The sequence below is a fragment of the Streptomyces sp. NPDC020742 genome (assembly GCF_040641675.1).
Classification (GTDB): Bacteria; Actinomycetota; Actinomycetes; order Streptomycetales; family Streptomycetaceae; genus Streptomyces.
Window position 1 is genome coordinate 42,148 of sequence record NZ_JBFAEA010000020.1, and the last position, 19,139, is coordinate 61,286.

Annotated in this window: 14 protein-coding genes and 2 pseudogenes; 6 read left to right on the forward strand and 10 right to left on the reverse strand. The window is 72.4% G+C overall.

The genetic code is table 11. The annotated features are described in order from the left end of the window. Positions 1 to 24 precede the first annotated feature (24 nt). Positions 25 to 714 carry a TetR/AcrR family transcriptional regulator C-terminal ligand-binding domain-containing protein gene (locus tag AB0G84_RS27575; protein ID WP_361326248.1) on the forward strand — a complete coding sequence of 230 codons (690 nt, stop codon included), beginning with the start codon at positions 25 to 27 and terminating at the stop codon, positions 712 to 714. A gap of 77 nt (positions 715 to 791) precedes the next feature. Here AB0G84_RS27575 and AB0G84_RS27580 read toward each other — a convergent pair whose 3' ends face one another. Next, positions 792 to 1,397, reverse strand: coding sequence for a YdbC family protein (locus AB0G84_RS27580; protein ID WP_361326251.1), 606 nt, complete (start codon positions 1,395 to 1,397; stop codon positions 792 to 794). Between the two features lie 70 nt (positions 1,398 to 1,467). Further along, a pseudogene (locus AB0G84_RS27585) lies at positions 1,468 to 1,614 on the reverse strand (indole acetimide hydrolase); the annotation flags it as partial. Here AB0G84_RS27585 and AB0G84_RS27590 point away from each other — a divergent pair. The 3 genes and pseudogenes from AB0G84_RS27590 to AB0G84_RS27600 form a co-directional block, all read left to right on the forward strand. Continuing rightward, positions 1,601 to 1,906, forward strand: a pseudogene (locus AB0G84_RS27590) (TetR family transcriptional regulator C-terminal domain-containing protein); the annotation flags it as partial. The pseudogenes AB0G84_RS27585 and AB0G84_RS27590 overlap by 14 nt on opposite strands. Positions 1,907 to 2,191: 285 nt before the next feature. Further along, a complete protein-coding gene (locus tag AB0G84_RS27595) occupies positions 2,192 to 2,713 on the forward strand; it encodes a TerD family protein (RefSeq protein WP_361326408.1) in 522 nt (173 codons plus the stop codon). Between the two features lie 155 nt (positions 2,714 to 2,868). Next, on the forward strand, positions 2,869 to 3,378 hold the full coding sequence (locus tag AB0G84_RS27600; protein WP_361326254.1) for a hypothetical protein: 510 nt from the start codon (positions 2,869 to 2,871) through the stop codon (positions 3,376 to 3,378). Between the two features lie 239 nt (positions 3,379 to 3,617). On the opposite strand, the gene AB0G84_RS27605 is transcribed toward AB0G84_RS27600, so the two are convergent. Next, positions 3,618 to 4,172, reverse strand: coding sequence for a CGNR zinc finger domain-containing protein (locus tag AB0G84_RS27605; protein WP_361326257.1), 555 nt, complete (start codon positions 4,170 to 4,172; stop codon positions 3,618 to 3,620). A gap of 207 nt (positions 4,173 to 4,379) precedes the next feature. On the opposite strand from AB0G84_RS27605, the gene AB0G84_RS27610 reads away from it, so the two are divergent. Next, complete coding sequence (locus tag AB0G84_RS27610) at positions 4,380 to 5,663, forward strand: MFS transporter (RefSeq protein WP_361326260.1); 1,284 nt, start codon at positions 4,380 to 4,382, stop codon at positions 5,661 to 5,663. Positions 5,664 to 5,794: 131 nt separating this feature from the next. Here AB0G84_RS27610 and AB0G84_RS27615 read toward each other — a convergent pair whose 3' ends face one another. After that, on the reverse strand, positions 5,795 to 8,674 hold the full coding sequence (locus AB0G84_RS27615; protein ID WP_361326263.1) for a vitamin B12-dependent ribonucleotide reductase: 2,880 nt from the start codon (positions 8,672 to 8,674) through the stop codon (positions 5,795 to 5,797). A gap of 124 nt (positions 8,675 to 8,798) precedes the next feature. Next, entirely contained in the window at positions 8,799 to 9,329 is a 531-nt protein-coding gene (nrdR, locus tag AB0G84_RS27620) for a transcriptional regulator NrdR (protein WP_361326266.1), read from the reverse strand. Positions 9,330 to 9,942: 613 nt separating this feature from the next. Between nrdR and lexA the strand changes: the two genes are divergently transcribed. Continuing rightward, the gene (gene lexA / locus AB0G84_RS27625; RefSeq protein WP_361326269.1) at positions 9,943 to 10,743 is read left to right on the forward strand and encodes a transcriptional repressor LexA; all 801 of its coding nucleotides are present in this window, start codon (positions 9,943 to 9,945) and stop codon (positions 10,741 to 10,743) included. A gap of 84 nt (positions 10,744 to 10,827) precedes the next feature. On the opposite strand, the gene AB0G84_RS27630 is transcribed toward lexA, so the two are convergent. The 5 genes from AB0G84_RS27630 to AB0G84_RS27650 all read right to left on the reverse strand — a co-directional run bounded on the left by AB0G84_RS27630 (position 10,828) and on the right by AB0G84_RS27650 (position 19,045). Continuing rightward, entirely contained in the window at positions 10,828 to 12,798 is a 1,971-nt protein-coding gene (locus tag AB0G84_RS27630; protein ID WP_361326272.1) for an ATP-dependent DNA helicase, read from the reverse strand. Between the two features lie 41 nt (positions 12,799 to 12,839). Then, the gene (locus AB0G84_RS27635; protein WP_361326275.1) at positions 12,840 to 14,651 is read right to left on the reverse strand and encodes an IucA/IucC family siderophore biosynthesis protein; all 1,812 of its coding nucleotides are present in this window, start codon (positions 14,649 to 14,651) and stop codon (positions 12,840 to 12,842) included. Between the two features lie 69 nt (positions 14,652 to 14,720). Beyond that, entirely contained in the window at positions 14,721 to 15,398 is a 678-nt protein-coding gene (locus AB0G84_RS27640) for a GNAT family N-acetyltransferase (RefSeq protein ID WP_361326278.1), read from the reverse strand. A gap of 225 nt (positions 15,399 to 15,623) precedes the next feature. After that, on the reverse strand, positions 15,624 to 17,654 hold the full coding sequence (locus tag AB0G84_RS27645) for an IucA/IucC family protein (RefSeq protein WP_361326280.1): 2,031 nt from the start codon (positions 17,652 to 17,654) through the stop codon (positions 15,624 to 15,626). After that, positions 17,651 to 19,045, reverse strand: coding sequence for a diaminobutyrate--2-oxoglutarate transaminase family protein (locus AB0G84_RS27650; protein ID WP_361326283.1), 1,395 nt, complete (start codon positions 19,043 to 19,045; stop codon positions 17,651 to 17,653). The genes AB0G84_RS27645 and AB0G84_RS27650 overlap by 4 nt, the downstream gene beginning before the upstream one ends. Between the last annotated feature and the right edge of the window lie 94 nt (positions 19,046 to 19,139).

Below are 19,139 nucleotides of genomic sequence, written 5' to 3' on the forward strand. Positions count from 1 at the left end.
CGGCTAACGCAACAGGAGTTGTCATTGCCTGACGAGACCGTGCATGAGAACGCGCCGGACACCGGCGCCCCCGCGCCCGGCACCCGGCGGCCCGGCGGCCGCACCGCCCGCACCCGCGCCGCCGTCCGCGACGCCGTGCTGGCCGGCCTGACCGAGCACGGCTACCCCGGCCTCACCGTCGAATATGTCGCCGAGCACTCGGGCGTCCACAAAACGACGCTCTACCGGCGTTGGAAGGACGTCGAGGGGCTGGTCGCCGACGCGCTGGACCTGGCGGGCGAGGACGGCTGGGCGCCACCCGACACCGGCTCCCTGGAGGGCGATCTGCGCGCCCTCGCCCAGGAGGTCGTCGACTCGTTCGCCGACCCCTTGGTGGCGGCGCCGGGCTCCGCGATGATCGCCGCGGCCTTCCAGTCGGAGCGCGCGGCCACCGCGCTGCGGGCGTACTACGCCGAGCGGTTCGCGCGCTGCGAGGCGCTCGTGGCGCGCGCCGTCCAGCGGGGAGAGCTGCCCGAGCCGCCGAGCGGCACCGTCGACGCCGGCGCCCTGGTCCGTTCGGTCTCCGCGCCGCTGTTCTTCCGCCTGTTCATCACCCGTGAGCCGATCGGCCACGAACAGGCCGACCAGGCGGTGGCGGCGACGCTGGCGGCCGCCCATGCGGGCGTGTTCTCCTCCGGCCGCACGGCCGGATGGGCCACCGGCCCGGCCTCATGACCGCCCCGGGCGGCACGCCCTCGCCCGTCCCACGGTCCCGGGCGGTCCGGCTGCCGCACGGCCGGCGGTCCACCCCGTCACACCGTCCAGGACGGTTCGAGCTGCACCACGTCCCCGGCGATCGCCCGGACGTCCGCGGCTATCTGGGCCCGCAGGGCCAGCCGTTCCACCCGTTCGGGCCGGTACTTGCCCCGCTCGGCCGCCGACTGCCACATGGACAGGACCAGGAACTCCTCCCCCGGAGCCCGCCCCAGCATCCCCCGCAGCATTCCCGGCGAACCGGCCATCGCCGGGTTCCAGACCTTCTCCTGCATCAGCATGAAGTGATCCACCCGGTCCTGGCGCACCTGGCAGTGCGCCAGCCGCAACACATCCACATCGCCGAACACCGGGCGGAAGCCGACCTTCACATCAAACTCGTGCTCGAACAGCCGCACTTGGGCGTCCTTGTACGTGCCGACCTGCGAGGCCGCCAGCCGGTCGTGCGAGCGCGCCATGAACGAGTCGTAGAAGGCCCGGCTCTCCCAGAAGGCCACCAGGTGCGCCACGCCCGGCCGCCCCCGGCTCCACCCGCCGCCCTGCCCTCGGAACCCCGGCTCACCCAGCAGCCCCGCCCATTTCCGCTGCCCCCGCTCGAACCCTCGACGGTCCACAACGGTGAGGCGAATCCACTTGACCAGCACCGCGCCATCGTACGGCCCGAGAACGCATGCGGATCACTGCGCGTCACACTCCAACCACCCCCGAACTTCCTTACGGGCGTGGGTCGACGAGCGTATGGAGGCTCAGCCTCCGCTCCGCCGCCCCGGCTGCCTCCAGACACAGCTCTTTCCGGCAGGGGCGCCCGATCAGCTGCACGCCGCACGGAGGCCCCTCCACCACCCCCGTGGGCACGGCCACCGCGGACCGCGCCTGCCACACGACGGGGTGGACTCCGCGGGCCACCGGGGCCGCACACCCCTGGTCCCGGAGGAGCGCCGGGCCGAGCCGGGTCCGGCCGGCCTTCGTCGCCCGGGCCGCCGCCCGTCCACCGCTGGCCGAAATCCTGCGCTCCAACTCCTCCGCACTGGAGCCGGTATTCACCGGGCTGATCAGCAAGGCCTGCGATACCGCGGCCCCGCGGCGGGCAGCCCGTGCCCTCCTCGCCCTCGCCGACGGCCTCACCGCCCACGTTCTGATCGCCCCCTCTCCCCCGCCGCGGCGCTGGGCGCCCTCGACGGGCACCTCACCCACCACGGACGCCCCACCCGCCTCTGGGGCGCAACGGCCGGTTGACGGACCCGCTGGCCAGCGCAGATTTCCGGCCGCCCCAAGCACGTCCCGGCTCCTCGATCCGCCCCTGAGCAACGGCAGTTCATCCCGCCCCGGGGACGGCCGAGCGTGGCACGATGGTCAGCCAACGGGAAGTCCTGGGGAGCTGTCCCGCATGACCGCGTGGGTCGAGCCGCGCCCCGGGAGACGAAGGAAGGGAAGCCCGGTGAGCACGCTCAACAAAGGGATCGAGAAGGCCGAGGTCACGCTCAAGTGGGACCCCAGCCCCCTCGGCACGCCGGACAACGACCTGGACATCATCGCGGCGACCTATACGGTCAACGCGCCGCACGGCGACCCGGCCTATCTGGTGCACTTCGACAGCCGGTCGCCCGACGGGACCATCACCCTCAACCGGGACAGCCGGAACGGCCAGGGCTTCGGCTTCGACGAGATCATGACGCTGGAGCTGGACCGGCTCTCCGAGACCTACACCCGGGTCATCGTCGGCGTGGCCATCCAACAGGGCGCGGGCCGCAAGGTCTTCGGCGACATCGCGAACACCGCCGTAGTGATCCGTGAGGGCTACACCGAGCTGGCGTCCAGCGACTTCACCGGGGTGGCGGGGTCCACCGCCGCAACGGTCGCCGAATTCGCCCGGGACGAGGCGGGCAACTGGCGGTTCCACACGTCGGTCCGGGGCTTTGACGCCGACCCGGAGGTGTTCGCCCGGACCATGGGGCACTGACTACCGGACGGGGAACCCGGCTCCCGGCGGCCTCCCCCGCCGGGAGCTGCCGACGGCGGGCCCGTCGAAGTGGCGGCCGCCTCCCTGCCGCAGAACCGCACGTTCCCGAAGTACCCGGCGGACAACGGCAGGAAGATCAGTACCTGCCTCCTACAATGACCGCCGTGGAGATCGAACTCGACCCGCCGAACGGCATCACGGGCTTCCCCTTGGGCATGCCCGCCGAGGCCGTCAAAGCGGCAGCCGCAGAACTGGGCGAGATCAGAGTCCGGGACGAGGACGCCCCGGACTTCTTCCACCCCATGCGGATCCTCGCCCTGCACCCCCAGTTCGAGATCAACTTCGGCATGGAAAACGCCAAAACCCTTGAGTACGCCGAACTGTGGATCCCCCGCTCCGGCCCCGAGGAGATCACGGTCCGCTTCCGTGGCATCGACGTCTTCCGCACCCCGGCCCGCCAACTGCTCCGGAAGGTCGAAGACATGGGCTTCACCGTCCTGCACGACGAGCCCAGCTACTGGGTCGTACCCCGCCTCTCGCTCGGCTTCACCCGCACGGCCGGACATGAGGTACCACTCGACACAGACGGCGAACCGCTCTACTTCCAGGCCGTCCTCACCGGACCGAGCGACTACTACGACTACAAACTCGACAGAACCAGCTGAGCACGTAAGCACCGGCTGAGCTGGCACCTGCGCACCTCGGACCCGCAGGCCCCCGGGCCCACAGGCACCATCGGTCCCTTCTGCACCGGTGGATCCGCACGCGGAGGGTGGGAAGTCGCACCGGACGAGGCAACTGACTGCGCCGGATTCTTGCGGCGGCCCCGCACACACCGCTGTGGGAGGCCTCAGTCGTCGGCGTACGCCGGACGAGCCCTCGCCCCTCCCGCGCCTCCGGCACCTCAGCCCGGACCGCCCTCCCGTCGCCGGCGGCGGTGCGCCGCCACCCGTTCCCGCGAAGCACACGCCGTCGAGCAGTACCGGCGGGCGCTCCCCGGCCCGGTGCCCAGGTAGAGCCTGCCGCACCGGGAGGATGCACACGCCCCCCAGGGCAGCCGCCCGTAGGCGGTGAGGATCTCCGCCAGGGCCAGGGCACTTGAGGCCAGGAACCACTCGGCCCAGCCCGCCTCGTCCCCCCGGTCGACATGCAGGTGCCAGGGGTGCCCACCGTGCCGGGAGAGGCGTGGCCGCGCCCCGCACTCGGCCAGCACGTCGTTGAGGGCGTGTGCCGCCCGGTCGGTGTCGGTCTCGGTGAGCACGCCGGTCAGCCGGGTGACCGCAGCCCTCAGCTCCGTTGCGTCACGCACGGAGAACGCCCGCTCGGTGAGGTCGTCCGCCCTCTCCCCGTGCCGCGCCAGCAGCTCCACCAGCGCGCGCCGGGAGAGTTCCGGGTCCGCGCGCACCGCATTGGCCAGATCGATCAGCCGCTCGGCCGGCCGGAAGCCCTGCCGCGACACTCCCGTCTCACCCTGCACGGCCCGCCCGTCCCTCGCACTCGATGTCGCCGTTCCGTGGTTCCGCGCCTTGCACGGTTCCGCTCTTCCCGTCGGCAGGGTAACGCCTTATAAAAGAAAGGCGTTACACGCGGCCGGCCTCCTGGTGTTCCTCCATGGAGCTCGCCGACCGGCACACAGGAAGCCCGGACCGTACCCCTGGAGATGCACATGCCACCGTGCCCCGCCCCCGCTGGACCGCGGTCGGGATTACGGCGCTATCTGGCCACCGCCTTCTGCGCCCGCCTTGCGGAGGAGGGCATGGCCGTGGCGGTGGCACTGCTGGCGGTGCAGCGTGCCGGAAGCGCCGCCCAGGGCGCGTTCGTGCTCACGGCCTGGATGGCGCCCCATGTCGTGGCCGCGCCCCTGGTGGGTGCGCTCGCCACCCGGATGCGCCACCCCCGGCTGGGACACCTCGGGGCGCTGGGCGGGTTCGCCGGATCCATCGTGGCGCTCTCCGTGCTCCTGGGGCGGGCACCCACGCCGCTCACCCTCGCCGTCGCCGCGGCCGGTGGCTGCTGCGGGCCGGTCGTCTCCGGCGGGCTGTCCGGCCTGGTCGCCGTCCTGCTGCCGGACGGCCCCCCGCGGGACCGGGCGTACGCGCTGGATGCGGCGGTCTACAACGCCGCGTCGGTGGCCGGTCCCGCGGTGGCCGGCGCCGGCGCCGCGCTAGCGTCGCCCGGTGCCGCCCTGCTGCTCCTCGGCGGGGTCGCCGCCCTGGCCGTGGCGCTGGCCGCCGGGCTCCCGTACGAACGGCCTCGAGGTCTCGCGGACGCCGCCCCGGCCACCACGCTGCGCGCCGACCTGGCCGCGGGCCTGACGGCCGTCTGGCGCACCCGGGAACTGCGCGCGATCACCGCGGCCGGCTGCCTGGCCTTCATCGGCATCGGCGGCCTCACCACCACCGCCGTCCTGCTCACCGCCCACCGTGGGCACCCCGGTGCGGGCGGTGCGCTGATGACCGCGTTCGCCGTCGGCGCGCTCCTCGGCTCCCTGGCGGTGGCACGGTGGCGGCCGCCCCTCTCGGACCAGCGCCTCGCCGCGCTCTCCCTGTGCGGCACCGGTCTCGCGCTGGGCGCGGCCGCGCTCATCCCCGCGCCGGCCGCCGGCGCAGCCCTGTTCGTCGTCGCGGGCGGCTTCGACGGTCCGTTGCTGACGGCGACCTTCCGCATCCGGGCCGGCCACGCCCGACCGGACGTCCGGACGCAGGTCTTCACCCTGGGGGCGGGCCTGAAGATCACCGCGGCATCCTGCGGAGCCACCCTCGTCGGCGTGGCCGCCGCCCTTCCGCCGCCCCTGCTACTGCTCGCCATCGCTGCCGCCCAACTGGCCGCCGCGCTCCTCTACATGCTCACCCGGCCGCGCCCTGAGGGCGGGGGAACCCGCAGGGGCCCGGCGCTCCCGGACACGGCGAAGGGGGCCGGCACCAGGCCGGCCCCCTTCACGGGCCGATGAGCCACCGCCACTGGGGCGGACGGCCCGGGTGTGCGGGGAAAGCCTCCCCGTGCACCCCTCGGTCAGGAACTCGGCGAACCCGCCGGACGGGGCGTCCGGCGGGTTCGACCGGGCTCAGCCTTCCACCGGACTCAGCTGCAGCCGCTGGTCGAGCCGCAGCCCTCGCAGAGGTAGCAGCTGCCGGCCCGCTGCATCTTCGTCCCGCAGGAGAAGCACAGCGGCGCATCGGCGTTGATGCCCAGCTGCATCTCGACGAGTTCGGCGTTGGTGTGCGCCTGCTTGGCGGCCGGGGCAGCGGTCTCGCCGACGGCCTTCGCGGCCGGGGCGGGGTCCTGCACGGACTCCGTCTGGCGCGGCGCCGACTGGGCCAGGCCCTCGACGTCGACCTCGTCCTCGGTCGGCTCGTACGAACCGGTCTCCAGGTGGCGCTGGCGCTCCTCGACGGAGTGGATGCCGAGGGCCGAGCGGGTCTCGAACGGCAGGAAGTCCAGCGCCAGGCGGCGGAAGATGTAGTCGACGATCGACTGCGCCATCCGCACGTCCGGGTCGTCGGTCATACCCGCCGGCTCGAAGCGCATGTTGGTGAACTTCGAGACGTAGGTCTCCAGCGGGACGCCGTACTGCAGGCCCACCGACACCGCGATGGAGAAGGCGTCCATCATGCCCGCGAGGGTCGAGCCCTGCTTGGACATCTTCAGGAAGACCTCACCGAGACCGTCGTCCGGGTAGGAGTTGGCGGTCATGTAGCCCTCGGCGCCGCCGACCGTGAAGGAGGTGGTGATGCCGGGACGACCCTTCGGGAGGCGCTTGCGGACCGGGCGGTACTCGACGACCTTCTTCTCGGCGACCGGCTCGACCTCGGCCTTCTCCTCCTCCTTCTTCTTGGCGGAGAGCGGCTGGCCGACCTTGCAGTTGTCGCGGTAGATCGCCAGTGCCTTCAGGCCGAGCTTCCAGCCCTGGAAGTAGACGTCCTCGATCTCCTCGACGGTGGCCGACTCCGGGACGTTGACCGTCTTGGAGATGGCACCGGAGAGGAACGGCTGCGCGGCGGCCATCATCCGGACGTGGCCCATCGGGGAGATGGCGCGCTCGCCCATGGCGCAGTCGAACACCTCGTAGTGCTCGGGCTTCAGGCCGGGGGCGTTGACGACATTGCCGTGGTCGGCGATGTGCGCGACGATCGCCTCGACCTGCTCGGGCTGGTAGCCGAGCCGCTTGAGCGCCTTGGGGACCGTGTTGTTCACGATCTGCATGGAGCCGCCGCCGACCAGCTTCTTGAACTTGACCAGCGCCAGGTCCGGCTCGACGCCCGTGGTGTCGCAGTCCATCATCAGGCCGATGGTGCCGGTCGGGGCCAGCACGGAGGCCTGGGCGTTGCGGAAGCCGTTCTTCTCGCCGAGGCGCAGCACGTCCTGCCAGGCCTCGGTGGCCGCGGCCCACACCGGGGTGTCCAGGTCGTCCATCCGCACCGCGGTGCCGTTGGCGTCGGAGTGCTGCTTCATGACGCGCTTGTGGGCGTCGGCGTTCCGGGCGTAGCCGTCGTACGCGCCGACGACCGCGGCCAGCTCGGCGGAGCGCTTGTAGGAGGTGCCGGTCATCAGGGAGGTGATGGCACCGGCCAGCGCGCGGCCGCCGTCGGAGTCGTAGGCGTGGCCGGTGGCCATCAGCAGGGCGCCGAGGTTGGCGTAGCCGATGCCCAGCTGGCGGTAGGCGCGGGTGGTCTCGCCGATCTTCTGGGTGGGGAAGTCGGCGAAGCAGATGGAGATGTCCATCGCGGTGATGACCAGCTCGACGACCTTGGCGAAGCGCGCCGCGTCGAAAGACTGGTTGCCCAGGTCGTCGTCGCGCAGGAACTTCAGGAGGTTGAGCGAGGCGAGGTTGCACGAGGAGTTGTCCAGGTGCATGTACTCGCTGCACGGGTTGGACGCGGTGATCCGGCCCGTCTCCGGCGAGGTGTGCCAGTGGTTGATGGTGTCGTCGTACTGGATGCCGGGGTCGGCGCACGCCCAGGCGGCCTCCGCCATCTTGCGGAACAGGCCCTTGGCGTCGACCTCCTCGATGACCTCGCCGTTCAGCCGGCCGCGCAGGCCGAACTGGGCGCCGGCCTCGACGGCCTTCATGAACTCGTCGTTCACCCGGACCGAGTTGTTGGCGTTCTGGTACTGGACGGACGTGATGTCGTCGCCGCCCAGGTCCATGTCGAAGCCCGCGTCGCGCAGCGCGCGGATCTTCTCCTCCTCCTTCACCTTGGTCTCGATGAAGGCCTCGACGTCCGGGTGGTCGACGTCCAGGACGACCATCTTGGCCGCACGGCGGGTGGCGCCGCCCGACTTGATCGTTCCGGCGGACGCGTCGGCGCCACGCATGAACGAGACCGGACCGGAGGCGTTGCCGCCGGAGGAGAGCAGCTCCTTGGAGGAGCGGATGCGGGAGAGGTTCAGGCCGGCACCGGAGCCGCCCTTGAAGATCATCCCCTCTTCCTTGTACCACTCCAGGATCGACTCCATGGAGTCGTCCACGGAGAGGATGAAGCAGGCGCTGACCTGCTGCGGCTGCTGGGTGCCGACGTTGAACCACACCGGCGAGTTGAAGCTGAACACCTGGTGCAGCAGGGCGTACGCCAGCTCGTGCTCGAAGATCTCGGCGTCCGCCGGAGAGGCGAAGTAGCCGTTCTCCTCACCGCTCTTGCGGTACGTCTTCACCACGCGGTCGATCAGCTGCTTCAGGCTCGACTCGCGGGTGGGAGAACCCACCGCACCGCGGAAGTACTTGCTCGTGACGATGTTGACCGCGTTCACCGACCAGAACTCGGGGAACTCGACGCCACGCTGCTCGAAGTTGACCGAGCCGTCGCGCCAGTTGGTCATGACGACGTCACGGCTCGCCCACTCCACCTCGTCGTACGGGTGCACGCCGGGCGTGGTGTGGATGCGCTCGATACGCAGACCCTTGCTCACCTTGCTGCCCTTGGCGCGGGAGCCTCGTGCCGGGCCGCTCGTCGTCTCTGTCATTCCGCCTCCCTGTATACGGGCAAACGCCCATATGTGCGCACTCATTCCGTGGCACGGTGTTTGTCTTTCTGCTACCGGGGCGCCCTGCTCTCGCCCCGGTACAGGTCCTGGATGCGCGCCGAGCTCAGTCGGCGGCGGTGGCGGGCACCGGAACGGCCGGGTCGCCGGCCTCCCCGTCGGTCCCGCACTCCTGCTCGGGCGGCCGCTGCGCGCGCTGCTCCCGCAGCTCGGCGATGGCCGCCTCGAAGTCGTCGAGCGAATCGAATGCCCGGTAAACGGATGCGAAGCGCAGGTACGCGACGAGGTCGAGTTCCTGCAGTGGGCCCAGTATGGCCAGCCCCACGTCATGGGTGGACAGCTCCGCGCTACCGGTGGCGCGCACCGCCTCCTCGACCCGCTGGCCGAGCTTGGCGAGCGCGTCCTCGGTGACCGGGCGCCCCTGGCACGCCTTGCGCACCCCCGCGATGACCTTGTTGCGACTGAACGGCTCGGTGACCCCGCTCCGCTTGATCACCATCAGCGACGCCGTCTCGATCGTCGTGAAACGGCGGGAGCAGTCGGGGCACTGGCGGCGCCGACGGATCGCCGTCCCGTCATCGGTGGTCCGGCTGTCGACGACCCGGCTGTCTGGGTGCCTGCAGAAGGGGCAGTGCATGGCTCCACCCTCCTCACCCTCGATATACGGACGTACGTACGCCATCGATCCCGACGTACGACGAATAACCCCGCCAGGCCCGCTCAGGACCCTTCGGAGCAGCCACAAGCATAGGCGATCCCATGACCCCTGAAGCACCAGCACCACAACTTGTGGGCGGCCGAACGCATTGAACCACTAGATGTGGTGTCGGCCTGCTTACAACCGCCTACCGCGTGTCGCGGTGGAGGCGGGCCGTGGGGTCGCCCATGAGAGTACGGGAAGCCACCCGGCGGGAGGTGCGGCGGGGCGGGGATGACAGAATCGAGCACGTCACAGCGGACCGAACGGAACCACTCCGTCCGCCGGCGGACCGGACCCGGAAGCCGACCCCGGGATCGGACCCCGAAACGGGCCCTGGGGCCGACCGGAGGGCTCGGACGGACGGCCGGGAACGACCCCCGGAAGGTGGCTGGGATGCGGGGCGGCACACCCGAACACCCGTCGGCCATACACCAGCAGCTTGATCAGGTCAGGCAATCCGTGAATTTTTCACTCGAACGTGTGTTTGGCGCAACCTTTCGAAAGCAACTACCGTTGGCTAATTAGGGAGAACATTCCGAGAGGGGCCGACGTGACCACCACCGCAGACAGCGCGACCATCACCGCACAAAGCCACTCCCAGGGCCGATTCGAGCATCCGCAAAAGGCACCGCGGCCGGCGATGGACGACGCCACGTTGGACTCCGAACAGCAGAAGCCTGCCCGCTCGTTGCCCGGCCGGCCACCAGGGATCCGGGCCGACAGCTCGGGGCTCACGGACCGCCAGCGCCGGGTGATCGAGGTGATCCGGGATTCGGTGCAGCGGCGCGGGTACCCGCCGTCCATGCGGGAGATCGGCCAGGCCGTCGGGCTCTCCAGCACCTCCTCCGTCGCCCACCAGCTGATGGCCCTGGAGCGCAAGGGCTTCCTGCGCCGCGACCCGCACCGCCCCCGGGCGTACGAGGTCCGGGGCTCCGACCAGGCGGCGACCGCGGCGACGGAGACCGCCGGCAAGCCGGCCGCGTCGTACGTCCCGCTGGTGGGCCGGATCGCCGCCGGTGGACCGATCCTCGCGGAGGAGTCGGTCGAGGATGTCTTCCCGCTCCCCCGCCAGCTCGTCGGCGACGGTGAGCTGTTCGTGCTGAAGGTCGTCGGCGACTCCATGATCGAGGCCGCCATCTGCGACGGCGACTGGGTCACGGTCCGCCGCCAGCCGGTCGCCGAGAACGGCGACATCGTCGCCGCCATGCTCGACGGCGAGGCCACCGTCAAGCGTTTCAAGCGCGAGGACGGACATGTCTGGCTGCTGCCGCACAACTCCGCGTACCAGCCGATCCCCGGTGACGAGGCGACCATCCTCGGCAAGGTGGTGGCGGTGCTGCGACGCGTCTGACCCGCGCCTCACGACCGGGCTCCGGGACCACTGCGCCGGTCCCGGGGCCCTGCTGTGTGTACGGGCCCCCGGACCCGCGCCCCCCTACTGCTCCGCCGCCTTCGCCGCCGCGTCGATGGCGGCCAGCGAGCGGCGGACCTGGTTGCGGTCGGTGGTGTACCAGAAGTCCGGCATCGACCTGCGCAGGAACGAGCCGTAGCGCGCCCGCTCCACCCGGGGATCCAGCACGGCGACCACGCCGCGGTCGCCGGTGGCGCGGACCAGACGGCCGGCGCCCTGCGCCATCAGCAGCGCCGCATGGGTCGCCGCCACGGCCATGAAGCCATTGCCGCCGGCCTCCTCCACGGCCTTCTGGCGGGCGCTCATCAGCGGGTCGTCCGGGCGCGGGAACGGCACCCGGTCCATCACCACCAACTGGCAGTTCGCGCCCGGTACGTCCACGCCCTGCCACAGGGACAGCGTGCCGAACAGGCAGGTCCGGGCATCGGCGGCGAAGGTGCGGATCAGCTCGCCCAGGGTCTCCTCACCCTGGAGCAGGATCGGCATGTCCAACCGTCCGCGCAGCTCCTCGGCGGCGGCCTGGGCGGCACGCATCGAGGAGAACAGGCCGAGCGTACGACCGCCGGCGGCCTCGATCAGCTCGGCGAGCTCGTCGAGCATGTCCCCGCGGCTGCCCTCCCGCCCCGGCTGGGCGAGGTGCTTGGCGACGTAGAGGATGCCCTGCTTCGCATAGTCGAAGGGGGAGCCGACATCGAGGCCCTTCCACGGCGGTACGTCCTCGCCCTCGGTGCCCTCGGGGGCCAGCCCCAGGGAGGCCGCGACCCCGTTGAAGTCACCGCCCAGTTTGAGGGTGGCGGAGGTGAGGGTGACGGAGCGGTCCTCGAAGAGCTTCTCGCGCAGCAGGCCGGAGACCGACAGCGGGGCGACCCGGAGGGACGCACCGAAGCGGTCGTGGCGTTCGTACCAGACCACGTCGTACTCGGAGCCGTTGGCGATGCGCTCGGCGACGTCATGGACGTTCTCGACCGAGGCGAGGGCCTGCTTGCGGACCGCGTCCTCATCCTGGACCGACTTGTCGCGGGTCGAGCCGAGCGCGGAGATCACCATACGGGCGGCGTCCCGCAGCGCCATCAGGCAGTAGCCGAGGTCCTCCGGGATCTCTTCGAGACGCCCGGGCAGCGCCAGCTCCATCAGCCGCTCGAAGGTCTCGGCGGCGGTCTGCAACTGGTCGGCGGCCTTTTCATTGACGAGCTTCGCGGCCCGGCGCACCGCGCGGTTGACCTGCCCGGGGGTGAGCTCCCCGGTGGCGACGCCGGTGACCCGGGAGACCAGCTCATGGGCCTCATCGATGATCAGGACCTCGTGCTGCGGGAGCACGGGCGCCCCCTCGATCGCGTCGATGGCCAGCAGCGCGTGGTTGGTGATGACGACATCGGCGAGCTTGGCCCGCTCCCTGGCGGCCTCGGCGAAGCACTCCGCCCCGTAGGCGCACTTCGAGGCGCCCAGGCACTCTCGGGAGGAGACCGAGACCTGCCCCCAGGCGCGGTCGGAGACACCGGGAGTCAGGGCGTCGCGGTCACCGGTCTCGGTCTCGTCCGCCCAGTCCCGCAGCCGCAGCAGGTCCTTGCCGAGCTTGCTGGTCGGGGTCGCCTGCTCGAAGACGTCGAAGAGGCCGTCCTCCTCTTCCTGCGGGACGCCCTCATGGAGGCGGTGCAGGCACAGGTAGTTCGAACGGCCCTTGAGCATGGCGAACTCCGGGCGGCGGCGCAGCAACGGGTGCAGCGCGTCGACCGTGCGCGGCAGGTCGCGCTCCACCAGCTGCCGCTGCAGCGCCAGGGTGGCCGTGGCCACCACCACGCGCTCGCCGTGGGCGAGCGCCGGCACCAGATAGCCGAGGGACTTTCCGGTGCCGGTGCCGGCCTGGACGAGGAGGTGGGAGTTCTCGTCCACGGCCTCGGCGACGGCCTCGGCCATCGCCACCTGACCGGGGCGCTCGGTGCCGCCAACAGCGGTGACGGCGGCATGCAGCAGTTCGGGGAGGGAGGGCTTCGTCATAGCGCTGCAAGCCTACGCGGGACCACTGACAGCCGCTCCCGTCACGGCGCGTGCAGGGGGTTGGGGACGGTGCCGTGCACCACGGCGTGCGGGCGCTCGCGGCGGTCGCGGTAGCCGTCCACATGCAGACGGTTACGGTTCAGGCAGAGCCGCTCGATCCGCGGGGTGAGCAGGTCGAAGGTCTCGTACCGGTCCTTCAGGCCGGGGAACCGCTCGTGGTGGCGCAGGATCTCCGCCCGTACGAGTGACCAGAACTCCGCCTCGGGTACGTCCAGTTGGTCCGCGCACAGCGGCGCGAGGTAGCGGAACACGCCGACGAACAGGCCGGAGTGGATGAACTGGGTGAGGAAGGCGGGCGGTTCGGTCAGCAGCACCGCGCGGACGTCGTCCGGCATCGCGTCGTGCTCGGGCAGCGGCAAGGAGCTGGTGTTGACGTCGTCGACGAAGTCCTTGACCGCGAGCCGGGTGGGCACGTCGTGCTCGTCGAAGACCACGATGGCGTTCTCGCCGTGCGGGGAGAAGACCGTGCCGTACTGGTAGAGGAAGTGCAGCAGCGGCGGCAGCAGGGCGGCGAAGAGCCGGGCGAGCCAGTCCCGCGGGGCCAGTCCCGAGCGGTGCACCAGCTCCGCGGTCAGCGCGCGCCCCCGGGGGTCGGTCTGCAGCAGCGCGGCGAGCGTACGGGCGCGCTCCCCGGGGTCGAGCCGGCCGGTCAGCGGCTCGCGCCAGATACAGCCCAGGAGCTCCTTGAACTGGTAGGGGACGCCGGGCAGCCGGTCGTAGAGCGGGTGCTCGACGGTGACCGAGGCGGTCTCGCCGAGCAGGATCACCCGGGTCTCGTCGCGCAGGTAGGGGTCGGCGTCGCGCAGGCCGTGGACCCAGCGGGTGACGCTCGGTGCCGCGAGGGTGCGCTCGGTGGGCAGTCCCCGCCACACCAGGGTGTTGAGGATGGACAGCGGCAGCTTGACCGTGCGCGCCCGGGGCCGGCTGACGTTGAGGAAGGTCCGGATCGACTGCTGCGGCAGGCGGAGGTCGTTGTCAGTGGGCAGCGCGATGATGGATCCGTCCGCGAGTTGCGGGGCGAAGAGCGGGGCGATGGTCTCGTCCCACTGCCAGGGGTGCACGGGCAGATAGAGGTAGTCGGCGGGGTCGCGGCCCGCGTCGGCGATGGTGCGGGCGAAGGTGTGACGGGTGGCGGGGGCCAGCTCCTCGCCGTAGAGACGGTCGGGGGTGGCCAAGGTGGGGATACCGCGGTAGTGGGCGATGCGGTGGTGTGCGGCGAGCCAGGGCAGGCGCTGGGGGGTGCGGGCCTCGGGGGCCCAGGTGGCGGCGTCGCCGGCGGAGAAGCCGAGCCGCCCCTTGTTCGCGACGAGCCAGGGGTGGCCGGTCTGGTGGCCTTCGAGGGAGGCGTAGTCCAGGTCGGCGAGTTCGGCGGAGCTCAGGGCAGTGGCGTCGAGGCGGGTGTCGGCGGCGAGGGTGGCGGTCAGCTCGCGGATGAGGTGGCCGGTGGTGTCGCCGGACAGGCCCAGGACGGTGTCGTGGGCGTGGGTGAGGAAGACGAAGGGGTCGGCGTCGGGGGTGAGGGAGCGGGGATCGACGCGCCAGTGCCCGTAGGCGCCGCGGCGGGCGCGGAAGCGGTAGACCAGTGCGTCGCTGACCGGCAGGCGGTACTGCGGGGTGCCGTCGGGGGCGGTGCCGTCGGGCTCGGGGGTGAGGACTTCCTCGTACGCGAACTCCGCAAGGATCTTGGCGAAAAGGCGGCGCGCGGCGTGCTGCCAGGCGCGGTGCGAAGGCTGGGATGCAGGGTACGCAGAGGGCACGGTGGGACTCCTCGCAACGGGACCGCCCCGGCACATAAGGGGGACAACCGGGACGGCAGGGTGGGCGGCGGACCGGGGCGGGGCCGTCGACGGACGGCCCCGGGGTCAGAGCAGATGACGGTGGGCGCGGTCGCGGACCATCAACGCCGCGCGCTTTCCGGGCAGTTCCAGCTCGTCGACGAAGCGGAACCCCGCGGTCAGGAAGGCCGCGACGGAGGCGGTGTTGCGCAGATCGGGCTCGGCCAGGACCCGTGCGCAGTCCGGGCGGTGATCGAGCACGAGATCGGCGGTGGCCCGCAGCAGGGCGCTTCCCAGGCCGTGCCCGCGGTCGGCGCCCCGCCCGATGAGGAGGTGGATCCCGGTGTCCTGGGGCCGCGCCGGGTAGTGGCGGGCGAGGGGATCCAGGTCGGCGCGGTAGATCTCCCAGTAGCTCATGGGCACGCCGGCCAGCACTCCGAGGCACGGCACGCTGCGGCCGTCGCCGTCGAGCTGGGTGCGCAGATGAGCCGCGGTGGTCTCCGGCGGGCCGGCCAGCTCCCAGAAGGCCGCCACGGCCGGATCGTTCATCCAGCCGGTGATCCGGTCCAGGTCGCGCTCCGGCCGGACGGGGACCAGTCCGAACGGTCCGGCAGGGGTGTCGGCCCTGCCCCAGTCCGCCGGGTCGCCCAGCGGCGGACCGGGGGCCGGACCGCCGGCCGGGACGGCTCCGTACGTGCCGGGGAGCGCGTGGTCGAGGGTGCCGGATGGGGGGCCGGAGCTGAGGTCGGAGTCGGTGGGTGGCACGGCGACGCTCTCCTCTCATGGCCGCATGCCGCGTGGCCTGGTGGGTCGCGGGGCGTCGGCGCCGGGGTCGGTGGGCGGAAACCTGGGACAGGGACCGGGACAGGAATCGGGACGGGGATCGGACGCGGGACGGGGGTCAGGTGCACGAACGGGGGACGGCTCGGGGCGGGTGCCGGGCGGTGCGGAGGTGCCGTGCGGACCGGCCCGGCGGGCCACCACGGCGTCCTACGGGGCGAGCGGGTTGGGGAGGGTGACGTAGACGGACTGGGTCTCGACCGGGCCGACGAGTTCGTCCAGGCCGTGCAGCCGGGTGGCGAGGTTGGCCTTGCAGCGCAAGGTGCGGGCGGCGAGCAGCTGCTCGGGGAGCGGCGAGCGGTGCGCGCGGGGCGCCGCGGCGGCATCGGCGAGGAAGCGGCGGAAGGCGGCGAGCAGGATCTCCTCGCGGACCAGGCGCTGGGCACCGAACGCCCCGATGAGGCCGAGGACGTTGTTGATCCCCAGGTAGTAGGCGAAGCGTTCGTCGATGACGTCGTCGGCGACGAAGGAGTCGCTGGCCGCGCCGATGCCGGGCAGCCGCCGCTCCAGTTCGGCGCGGCGGGAGGCGCGGTAGTAGTAGCCCTGGTTGTCGCGGTAGCGGCCGCCGGCCGGCCAGCCGTCGGGGTCGAGCAGGACCAGGGTGTTCTGCTGGTGCGCCTCCAGGGCGACCCCGGCCGTCCCGTCCAGCCACAGCAGGGGGCGCACGACCGCTTCGAGGTAGCGCAGGAACCACTCGGTGGCCACCGCGCCCGAGGGGCGGCCGTGGCGGGTGGCGAGCGTGCCGATGAGGACTTCCAGGCGGGAGCGCACCCCCGCAGGGCCGGGCCAGGGCCGGGGCGAGGTCAGGCCGGCGAGGCAGACGGCGTCGTCGGTGGTGGTGAAGGGGTTGTGGCGGATGACGACGTCCAGGCCCCGGACCGGTGCGCCGTCGGGCCCGTCGACGGCGAGGTAGGCCGGGTCGCGGACGATGTCGAAGCGGGGGTGGACGGTCTGCCACTGCTCGCCGAGGCCGGTGCGCAGCAGTCGGTGCACCTCGACCCCGCGGACGAGTTCCTTACGGAGGTTCTCCCGGCGGGAGTTGGTGATGCGCAGGCCGAGGGAGAGCTTCAGCATGGCGTCCGCGCCGGGGCGGTAGACGGTGCGGACCGAGGAGGTGGGGTGCCAGCGGGGACCGTGCGGGCCCAGGTCGTACAGCAGGCCGGCGTCGCGCAGCGCGACGATGTCGGGGCGGTCGGCCAGCTCCCTGGCCTGCCACGGGTGCAGCGGCAACGGCACGGCGTCGGCGGGGAGTTGGAGTTCCTCCCCAGCGAGGCGCGCGGCGAGCCGCTCGGCCGGTACGGGCTTGCCCCGCTCGGTCCAGGCCGAGTCGGTGGCGATGACGGAGCGGTGCACGGCCGCCCAGTGGAGCGGGAAGGCCCCACGCAGTTCGGGCGAGTAGGCGCGGGTCTCGGCCTCGGAGAGACCCTCCCGGCTCTTGGGGGTGGGGTGCAGCGGATGGCCGAAGAGCAGGGACTGCTCGGCCTCCAGGAAGAGGGCGGCGTGCTCGTCGGCGGGCCGGGTGCGCCGGTCGGCGAGGAAGACGGCGACGTTACGGACGGAGTCGGCCACTCGGCCGACGAGTTCGGCACCGGCGCCGTCCGGTGTCAGCGCTGGCTCGCTGTCCGGGTCGGGCCGTCCGTCGACGTCCGCGACCCGGTGCTCGCCACCGTCCGAGGCCCGCCGGTCGCCGCTGTGCGCCGCCTCCCGGCGCAGCAGCGCGGCGAGGGTGACGGCATCGAGCGGGGCGGCGCCGGCCGGGGCGTCCTCGAGGGTGGGGGCGCCCAGGCGGTGCCAGCCGGTGGGCGACCAGTAGCGGACGGGGACGTACAGGGCGCCCGCCCCGGCCTGTAGGGGGATGCGCAGCCGGCCGCCGGCCGGACGCCAGGTGCCGTTCTCCCGCAGCCAGCAGCGCAGCAGGTGCTCGATGCCGGCGGCGTCGGCGGCGACCGCCGGGTCCGGGTGGTCGAGCGGGTCGTGGTCCCCGTGCCGGGCACGGTCGTAGCGGCCGGCGGCGCCGGGCGGGGCGGTGGGGGCCGGGCTCTCGTGGGTCTGCTGGTGGCAGCCGTCGTCCGGGGCGCGCCGCTGCTGGCGGGGTACGGACTCGATGGTGGCGGCGCTCTGCGGACGGTCGGGGACGACCTCACCGGGCTGGGCGTCATCGCGGCCGGGGCGTTCGTTCATGGGGAGGTGCCTCGCAGTGTCGTGGGGGACGAGCCCGTCGGCCCGGGAGTGGTGCGGACCGCCGCCGTGATGGCGTCGGCGAGGCGGTCGAGGATGGCGTCCGCCTGTTCGTCGGTGATGGTCAGGGGTGGCAGCAGCCGGACGACGGCGGAGTGCCGGCCGCCCAGTTCGACGATCAGGCCACGGTCCAGGCAGGCCTGCTGGACGGCGGCGGCCAGGCGGGGGTCGGCCGGGCGGGCGCCGGTGGCGTCCGCATCGGCGTCCCGGTCGACGAGTTCGACGCCGAGCATCAGCCCCCGGCCACGGACGTCGCCGATGCAGTCGTGGGCGGCGGCGAGGGCGCGGAGCCGGGTGAGCATCCGGGCGCCGAGCTCACCGGCGCGCTCGGCGAGGCCGTTGGCGCGGACGTGGGCGAGGGTGGCGGCGCCGGCGGCCATGGCGAGTTGGTTGCCGCGGAAGGTGCCGGCGTGCGCACCGGGCTGCCAGGCGTCGAGCTCCTCGCGGTAGACGATCACCGCGAGTGGCAGGCTGCCACCGATCGCCTTCGACAGCACCAGGACGTCCGGCACGATCCCGCTGTGCTCGATGGCCCAGAAGGTGCCGGTACGGCCGACGCCGGTCTGCACCTCGTCGACGATCAGCGGGATCTCCCTGTCGGCGGTGAGCTCCCGCATCCGCCGCAACCAGCCGTCCGGCGCGGGGATCACCCCGCCCTCCCCCTGGACGGGCTCCAGGATCATCCCGGCCGGGCGGGGCACCCCGCTCTTGTCGTCGTCGAGCAGGCTCCGGGTCCAGCGGGCGGCGAGTTCGGCGCCGCGCTCCCCGCCCGTGCCGAAGGGGCAACGGTAGTCGAAGGGGTAGGGAAGCCGGACCACGCTGGTGTGCCGGGCGCCCCCGGAGGCGGCCAGCGCCTCGGCGGTCATGCCGTGGTAGGCGCCGGAGAAGGCCATCAGGCCGTCCCGTCCGGTCGCCGTACGGACGAGTTTGAAGGCGGCCTCGACGGCGTCCGTGCCGGCCGGGCCGCAGAATTGGATGCGGCCCTTTTCGGCCAATTCCCTTGGCAGCGTCGCGAACAGCTCGGTGGTGAAGGCGTCCTTGACGGGAGTGGCCAGGTCGAGGATGTGCAGCGGTGCGCCCGAGTCGAGGACCGCGCGGATCGCTTCGAGCACCACGGGGTGGTTGTGGCCCAGCGCCAGCGTCCCGGCCCCGGAGAGACAGTCGAGGTAGCGCCGGCCGTCGGCGCCCTCAATGGTGAGTCCGCGCGCCCGCACCGGAACGATGGGCAGTGAACGCGCGTAGGTGCGGGCAGCGGACTCACGCAGGGACTGCCGGCGCAGGATCCCCTCGTGGGCCGGCGGAGCGGCCGCCGGCACGGTGTCGGTCAACGCCACGGCAGTTGTGTCCTCCTGCTTGGTGAGCTGCTGGATACCGCGCGGGCCCAGCGGGCAGCCCGGACGTCCCCCGTCCGTACCAACGACGGCGGCG

Coding starts and splice junctions, on each gene's coding strand:
- AB0G84_RS27610 (WP_361326260.1), top strand. CDS start 4,380: ATGCCACCGTGCCCCGCCCCCGCTGGACCGCGGTCGGGATTACGGCGC.
- nrdR (WP_361326266.1), bottom strand. CDS start 9,329: ATGCACTGCCCCTTCTGCAGGCACCCAGACAGCCGGGTCGTCGACAGC.
- AB0G84_RS27615 (WP_361326263.1), bottom strand. CDS start 8,674: ATGACAGAGACGACGAGCGGCCCGGCACGAGGCTCCCGCGCCAAGGGC.
- AB0G84_RS27635 (WP_361326275.1), bottom strand. CDS start 14,651: ATGTGCCGGGGCGGTCCCGTTGCGAGGAGTCCCACCGTGCCCTCTGCG.
- AB0G84_RS27600 (WP_361326254.1), top strand. CDS start 2,869: ATGACCGCCGTGGAGATCGAACTCGACCCGCCGAACGGCATCACGGGC.
- AB0G84_RS27630 (WP_361326272.1), bottom strand. CDS start 12,798: ATGACGAAGCCCTCCCTCCCCGAACTGCTGCATGCCGCCGTCACCGCT.
- AB0G84_RS27645 (WP_361326280.1), bottom strand. CDS start 17,654: ATGAACGAACGCCCCGGCCGCGATGACGCCCAGCCCGGTGAGGTCGTC.